We start from the raw sequence: 6700 nt of genomic DNA on the forward strand, positions 1-6700 counted from the left end.
GCCCTGACGAGATGGCTCGAAGCCCCGCAAGGGGGAGGGTGTCGACTGCACCATCGGCGGAGTGAATTACCCCACCAATCCATGCTGGCGGCTGAGGGCGGCGAGGTCGCATTGGGGGCGGGCGCCGATATGGGAGATGACCTCGGAGGCGGCCAGGCACCCGGTGCTGAGCGCCGATTCCAGGCTCTGCCCGCGCGCCATGCCGAGCAGGAAGCCGGAGGCGAACAGGTCGCCGGCGCCGGTGGCATCCACCACCCTGTCGATGGCGAAGGCCGGCACCGAGACCACCTCGCCATTATGGATGGCCATGGCCCCATCGGCTCCCATGGTGATGGCGGCCAGCTCGGCATCGGCGGCGATGGCGCGCACCGCCTCGCCCAGATCGTCGGTCTGGTAGAGCGATTTCAGCTCATGGACATTGGCAAAGACGTAATCGATGGTCTTCGAGCGAATGAGGTCGAGAAATTCGGGGCGGAAGCGGTCGACGCAGAAGGGATCGGAGAGGGTGAAGGCGGCGGCGCGCTCATGCTTGTGGGCATAATGGGCGGCGCGCACGAACGCCTTCTTGGCCTCGAGCGGATCCCAGAGGAACCCTTCCATATAGGTGATGGCGGCGGCGCCGATCTCGTCCTCAGCGATATCGGCCTCGGTGAGCTGATGGCAGGCGCCAAGATAGGTATTCATGGTGCGCTCGCCATCTTCGGTGACGAAGATCATGCAACGGGCGGTGCGCACGCTGTCGCGCAGGCGCGACGTGGCATAATGCACGCCCAGCGCGGCGAGGTCGCCGGCGAACACATCGCCCAGCCCGTCATCGGCCACCTTGCCGACAAAGGCGGCGCGGCCACCCAGCGAAGCGACGCCGGCCGCGGTATTGCCGGCGCTGCCGCCCGAAATCTGTTGGCGGCCGGGCGGCATGGCGGCATAGAGCGCCTCGGCCCGCTCGCCATCGATCAGATGCATGATGCCCTTGCTCATGCCCTCCGCCGCGATGAATTCTTCAGCGACGGGGGCGATGATATCGACGATGGCATTGCCGATGGTGAGCACATCGAAGCGGGTCTGGGTCATGGAAAGGGTCCGGGAAAACAGGGCCGCCCGCTGGTCTAGAGCATGCCGGCTCAGGGCGCAACCGGACGGTTCTCCACGATGGCGGTCACCAGCGCCTCGATATCCTCGCCGGCCTGCAGCGCGATCTGTCCATCGAGGAGCAGCACCGCCAGCCCATGCACCCGCGCCCAGGCGGCCAGCGCCGCCACGCGTCCCTCTTTCAGATCGCCGCCAATGACATGGCGCAGGGTGGCAAAGGCCGCATCGCTGGCCATGCGCAGGCCGGGGCGGTGGTCGCGCCGGAGCTGGGGCGAGAACATCAGCCGGAACAAGGCACGGTTTTGCAGCGCAAAGAGTACATAGGTCTTGCCCATGGCCGAAGCGAGGTCGGCGGGACCGCTGGCCGCGACCTCATCCATGGCGCGGGTGAAGCGCTGAAAGCCGGTGACGGCAAGGGCCTCGAGCAAAGCGGCGCGGCTGTCGAAATGGCGATAGGGCGCCGCCGGGGACACGCCCACCGCCCGCGCCAGATCGCGCAATCCCAACCCCGCCTCGCCCTCGCGCTCCAGGATCACCAACGCCGCGTCCAGCAACGCATTGCGCAGATTGCCGTGGTGATAGGGGGCATTGGCGCGAGATGTTGACATTGTTTACTTCTGCCGGATAAATGTAAGCATTGATAACATAGCAGGGCGCTGCCGCCATGACCATCGATCTGCTGGTAACCATCGGCCACCACCTGGCGGTGTTTGCACTGGTTGGCGTGCTCGCCGCCGAATTCGCCCTGTTGCGCCCGCGCCTCAGCGGAGCGCGCATTGTGCAATTGGCCCGGCTCGATCTCGCCTATGGCGTGCTGGCGGGGCTGGTGATCATCGTGGGCGTGCTGCGTGTCATTTTCGGCGCCAGCGGCTGGGACTATTACCTTTCCAACCATGCCTTCTGGGGCAAGATGGCGGCTTTCCTTGCCGTGGGCCTGCTTTCGATCCCACCCAGCATCAGCATGCGCAAATGGGCCAATTCGGCGGCGACCGTGCCGGATTATGCCATTCCGCCCGATGAGCTGGCGCGCAGCCGCCGATTCCTGCATGCCGAAATGGCGGTGCTGGCGCTGATCCCGGTTTTTGCCGCCATCATGGCGCGGGGGTGATCACTTGCCCACCGGCAGCGGCGTCTTGGGCTCGAAGCGGCACCATTGGCGGATTTCGCAGCGCCAGCATTCGGGCTTGCGGGCCTTGCACACATAACGCCCATGCAGGATGAGCCAGTGATGGGCGCGCAGAAGGTAGCGCTCGGGCACGCGCCTGAGGAGCTGCTTTTCCACCTCGAGCACAGTGGCGCCGGGGGCCAGCCCGGTGCGGTTGCTGACGCGGAAGAGGTGGGTGTCGACGGCGATGGTGGGCTGGCCGAACCAGATGTTGAGCACCACATTGGCGGTCTTGCGACCGACGCCGGGCAGGGCTTCGAGCGCCTCGCGATCCTCGGGCACTTGCCCGCCATGGCGCTCGATCAGCAGGCGGCTCAGGGCATGGACGTTTTTCGCCTTGCCGCGATAAAGCCCGATGGTCTTGATGTGCTCGGCAATGGCCTCCACGCCCAGCGCCACCATGGCCTCGGGATTGGGGGCGAGGGCAAAGAGCGCCCTGGTGGCCTTGTTGACCCCGACATCGGTGGCCTGGGCCGAGAGCACCACCGCCACCAGCAGGGTAAAAGCATTGCTATAGTCGAGCTCACCCTTGGGCTCGGCCTCGATCTCGGCGAAGCGGGCGAAGATGGCCTCGACATCGGCCCGGGGCAGGGCCTTCACTTTTTTTGCCATTGCCATTCTCTCGCCTCCGATTCTTTGCCTATAGTGGGCCCATCATCTTTTCGGCCAGCCCCATGCAAACCACAACCACGCAGCCGCTGTTTTCCGCCGCGCTCAAGCCCGATGCCCTGCCGAGCCTCGCCGGCGGCTGGGCGGCGATCGGGCTGGCGGCGCTGGTGGCCTCGCCGGTGGTGTTCCTGTCGCCCGAAATCCTGCTGCCGGCCGGCATCGCCTTCGGCGCCGGCGGCGCGGGGCTGATCGGGCTGGGGCTCTATCGGGCGCGGCGCCGGCGGCGGCTGGAACAGGTGACGCTGTGGCCCGACCAGCTCGAAATCAGCATTACCGACGAGGAAGGCAGCCGCAGCCTGCGCCGCTTCGATCCGCACAAGGTGCGGCTGGTGCTGGAGCGCGACGCCAATGAAAAGACCCGCGCCATCGTTCTTCAGGAAGGGGAGACGCGGCTGGAAATCGGCCGGTTCCTGCGCTCCGAGGAGCGTTCCAGCTTCGCCCGCGCTTTCGGCACCGCCCTGCGCCGGGCCCGGCGCGGCCCCTGACGGGGGCAAAACCGGGTCGCCAGGGGCGGCATAAAGGGGTTAAAGCCCGGGCTCGCGCATTTTTCCAATGGGGCATGCCATGAACCAGATGCTGCCGGTCACCCCCGCAAGCGACTACGATACCATTCGCGCCGCCATCCGCTATCTCAGCGAAACCGGCCCGGACCTGGCCGACATGGCCGGCTTTGCCGCCGCGCTGGGGCTGAGCGAGCGCCAGCTGGTGGCGCTGTTCCGCCGCTGGTGCGGGCTTTCGCCCAAGAGCTTCGCCCAGGCCGTGGCGCTGAACCATGCCAAGAGCCTGCTGATGCAGCGCGAAAGCGTGCTCGACACCACCTATGCGGTGGGGCTGAGCTCGACCTCGCGGCTGCATGATCTGTTCGTCACCCATGAGGCCATGCCGCCCGGAATCTTCCGCGCCGGCGGGGCCGGGCTCGACATGGTGTGGGGGGCGGCGCCCTCGCCTTTCGGCATGGCGGTGGTGACGGCCACCGATTACGGGCTGTCCGGGCTGGGTTTCGCCGATGCCGACATGACGGTGCAAGCGGCCTTCGAGGACCTGGCCAATCGCTGGCCCAATGCGCGCTTCACCCGCAATGACGCCAGGGTGGCGCCGCTGATCGCCCATGCCTTCGATCCGGCGCGCTGGTCGGCCGAGCATCCGGTTCGGGTGGTGCTGATCGGCACCGATTTCGAGGTGCAGGTGTGGGAGACGCTGCTGACCATTCCCGTAGGCGGGGCCACCACCTATCAAAGCGTGGCCGAGCATATCGGCCGGCCCAAGGCGGCGCGGGCGGTGGGCGCGGCGGTGGGCAAGAACCCGATCAGCTTCGTCGTGCCCTGCCACCGGGTGGTGGGCAGCAGCGGCGGGCTGACCGGCTATCACTGGGGCCTGCCGCGCAAGCGGGCGATCCTGGGCTGGGAAGCCGGGGTCGTCGCCTCAGGCAAGTAACCCCGGTTTCACGTGAATCAGAGCGTGACGCGCTCGATCAGCTTGCCATTGGGGCCGATGCGATAAAGCGTGGGTTCGCCGGTGGCGATTTCGCGCTTGAGGATTTCATCGGGCGTCAGCCCCTCGATGGCCATGACCAAAGCGCGCAGCGAATTGCCATGGGCGGCGACCAGCACGGTCTCACCGGCTTCGAGGCGCGGCAGAATTTCGGCCTCGTAATAGGGCAGGGTGCGGGCGGCGGTGTCCTTGAGGCTTTCCCCGCCCGGCGGGGGCACGTCATAGCTGCGCCGCCAGACCAGCACCTGTTCCTCGCCCCATTTGGCGCGGGCATCGTCCTTGTTGAGGCCGGAGAGATCGCCATAGTCGCGCTCGTTGAGGGCGATATTGCGGGTGATGGTGACGTTGGCAATGCCCAGCTCTTCCAGGATCAGGTCGAGCGTATGCTGGGCGCGGCGCAGGGCCGAGGTGTAGAAGGTGGTGGGGACGATGCCGGCGGATTTGAGCGCCTTGCCGGTGGCGCGGGCTTCCCCGATGCCCTGCTCGGTCAGGTCGGGATTGCGCCAGCCGGTGAAGAGGTTTTCGAGGTTCCACGCGCTCTGGCCGTGGCGCACGAGAATCAGGGTGCCGGTCATCTCAGGAAATCCTTGCTGTTATCAATCGTGGAGGCCGAGCATGTCGGCCATGGAATAGAGCCCGGGCTTCTGGCCGGCCGCCCAAAGGGTGGCGCGGGCGGCGCCATGGGCGAAAATCGCCCGGTCCTCGGCGCGGTGATTGAGCTCGATGCGCTCGGAGGGCCCGGCCAGGATCACCGAATGATCGCCCACCACCGTGCCGCCGCGCAGGGTGGCAAAGCCGATGGTGCCGGCCTCGCGCGGGCCGGTATGGCCGTCGCGCACGCGCACGGAATGATCCCTGAGGGCGATGTCGCGGCCCCTGGCCGCCGCCTCGCCCAGCAGGAGGGCGGTGCCGGAGGGCGCATCGACCTTGCGGGCGTGATGCATTTCGAGGATTTCGATGTCGTAATCGGCAAGGGTCGCCGCCGCCTTGCGCACCAGGCTGGCCAGCACATTGACCCCGAGCGAGAAATTGCCCGACTTGACGATGATGGCGCCGCGACCGGCCGAAACGGCGATGGCCGCATCATCGGCTTCCGAGCAGCCGGTGGTGCCGATGATGTGAACGAGCCCGCGCTCGGCGGCCTGGGCGGCGAGGGCGACGCTGGCACCGGGCGCAGAAAAATCGATGATGGCATCGGCCCCTTCCAGAGCAGCCTCAACCTCATGGCTCACCCCGATCCCGAGAGGCGGCAGACCCGCCAGGGTGCCGGCGTCCTCACCCAATGCCGGGGCGCCGGGGCGGTCGAGCGCGCCATGCAGCACCAGGCCGGGCGTCGTGGCCACAGCGCGAATATTGGCCGCGCCCATGCGCCCGCCGGCACCCGCCACCACGACCCTGAGATCACCCATCGCCATTTCTCCTTGATGGGGAGCGCTATAGCAGCGGCGCGGGCAAACGCCAACAGGGGCGGGAAAGGCAAAGGCTTCCGTCCAGGGCAGAACCGCTCTAGACTCCGAGGCAATGCAAGGGAAGGACGCTGGAATTGGCCATTACCAACGCGCTCGCCGGCGTGGCGGTTGAAGACATCAACGACGTGCTCGATTTCTACGAAACCCTGTTCGGGCGCGTGGCGGATGCCCGCCCGATCAGCGACGTGGCCGAATGGAAGCTGCCGGGGGGCGGCTGGGTGCAGGTGTTCGCCGATGCCGACCGGGCCGGGGCCAGCGCGCTGACGCTGGTGGTGAGCGATCTGGGCGAGGAATTGGGGCGGCTGGCGCTGTTCGGCCTGCAACCGGTGTCCAAGGCGATCGGGGATTTTTTCAAGACCGCCAAATTCCGCGATCCGCATGGCAATCTCATCACCCTCACCCAGCCGCAGCCGGGGACGTATTGAGGGGGGACATCCAGCCTCAAAGCCATCCGCATAGTCGATATGCGTGCAAACATGCGGATATGGATTCCGGCCTGCGCCGGAATGACCGGTGACAAACGCCCCCTACACCCGCCGGAGCTGGACGCTTTCGATGAGGTGGTTTGGGCCCTTTTTCAGGATCAGATCGGCGCGGCTGCGGGTGGGCAGCACGTTTTCGACCAGGTTGGGCAGGTTGATGCTGCGCCAGACCTGATGGCCGAAGCTGCCCGCTTCCTCGCGACTCATTTCGGCAAAGCGGCGGAAAAAGGAGTTGGGATCCTTGAAGGCGGTTTCGCGCAGGCGGAAGAAGCGCTCCATAAACCAGGCTTCCAGATCGTCGGTCTCGGCATCCATATAGATGGAAAAATCGATGA

Annotated in this window: 9 protein-coding genes and 1 pseudogene; 4 read left to right on the forward strand and 6 right to left on the reverse strand. The window is 66.6% G+C overall.

Features of this window, described 5'->3' with window-relative positions:
* Nucleotides 1–66 precede the first annotated feature (66 nt).
* Complete coding sequence (locus tag VDP82_RS12145) at nucleotides 67–1071, reverse strand: adenosine kinase (protein ID WP_323015111.1); 1005 nt, start codon at nucleotides 1069–1071, stop codon at nucleotides 67–69.
* Between the two features lie 50 nt (nucleotides 1072–1121).
* Nucleotides 1122–1697: a TetR/AcrR family transcriptional regulator gene (locus VDP82_RS12150; RefSeq protein WP_323015112.1), complete on the reverse strand. Its 576-nt coding sequence runs from the start codon at nucleotides 1695–1697 to the stop codon at nucleotides 1122–1124.
* Nucleotides 1698–1753: 56 nt separating this feature from the next.
* On the opposite strand from VDP82_RS12150, the gene VDP82_RS12155 reads away from it, so the two are divergent.
* A complete protein-coding gene (locus VDP82_RS12155) occupies nucleotides 1754–2197 on the forward strand; it encodes a DUF2214 family protein (protein WP_323015113.1) in 444 nt (147 codons plus the stop codon).
* Here the strand turns inward: VDP82_RS12155 and nth are convergent, their stop codons facing one another.
* A complete protein-coding gene (nth, locus tag VDP82_RS12160) occupies nucleotides 2198–2866 on the reverse strand; it encodes an endonuclease III (RefSeq protein WP_323015114.1) in 669 nt (222 codons plus the stop codon).
* A gap of 62 nt (nucleotides 2867–2928) precedes the next feature.
* Here nth and VDP82_RS12165 point away from each other — a divergent pair, with 62 nt between their 5' ends.
* Both VDP82_RS12165 and VDP82_RS12170 read left to right on the forward strand, forming a co-directional pair.
* The gene (locus VDP82_RS12165; protein WP_323015115.1) at nucleotides 2929–3408 is read left to right on the forward strand and encodes a DUF2244 domain-containing protein; all 480 of its coding nucleotides are present in this window, start codon (nucleotides 2929–2931) and stop codon (nucleotides 3406–3408) included.
* Nucleotides 3409–3487: 79 nt separating this feature from the next.
* Nucleotides 3488–4357 (forward strand): methylated-DNA--[protein]-cysteine S-methyltransferase, encoded by an 870-nt coding sequence (locus VDP82_RS12170; protein WP_323015116.1) that lies wholly within the window; start codon nucleotides 3488–3490, stop codon nucleotides 4355–4357.
* Between the two features lie 17 nt (nucleotides 4358–4374).
* On the opposite strand, the gene VDP82_RS12175 is transcribed toward VDP82_RS12170, so the two are convergent.
* Nucleotides 4375–4989, reverse strand: a complete 615-nt coding sequence (locus VDP82_RS12175; protein ID WP_323015117.1) for a 2,3-bisphosphoglycerate-dependent phosphoglycerate mutase — start codon at nucleotides 4987–4989, stop codon at nucleotides 4375–4377.
* Nucleotides 4990–5010: 21 nt separating this feature from the next.
* A complete protein-coding gene (gene dapB / locus VDP82_RS12180) occupies nucleotides 5011–5823 on the reverse strand; it encodes a 4-hydroxy-tetrahydrodipicolinate reductase (RefSeq protein WP_323015118.1) in 813 nt (270 codons plus the stop codon).
* Nucleotides 5824–5957: 134 nt separating this feature from the next.
* On the opposite strand from dapB, the gene VDP82_RS12185 reads away from it, so the two are divergent.
* Complete coding sequence (locus VDP82_RS12185) at nucleotides 5958–6308, forward strand: VOC family protein (protein WP_323015119.1); 351 nt, start codon at nucleotides 5958–5960, stop codon at nucleotides 6306–6308.
* A gap of 102 nt (nucleotides 6309–6410) precedes the next feature.
* Here VDP82_RS12185 and VDP82_RS12190 read toward each other — a convergent pair.
* Nucleotides 6411–6700: pseudogene (locus VDP82_RS12190) on the reverse strand (type I pantothenate kinase); the annotation flags it as partial.

The sequence above is a fragment of the Devosia sp. genome, from assembly GCF_034675085.1.
Classification (GTDB): domain Bacteria; phylum Pseudomonadota; class Alphaproteobacteria; order Rhizobiales; family Devosiaceae; genus Devosia.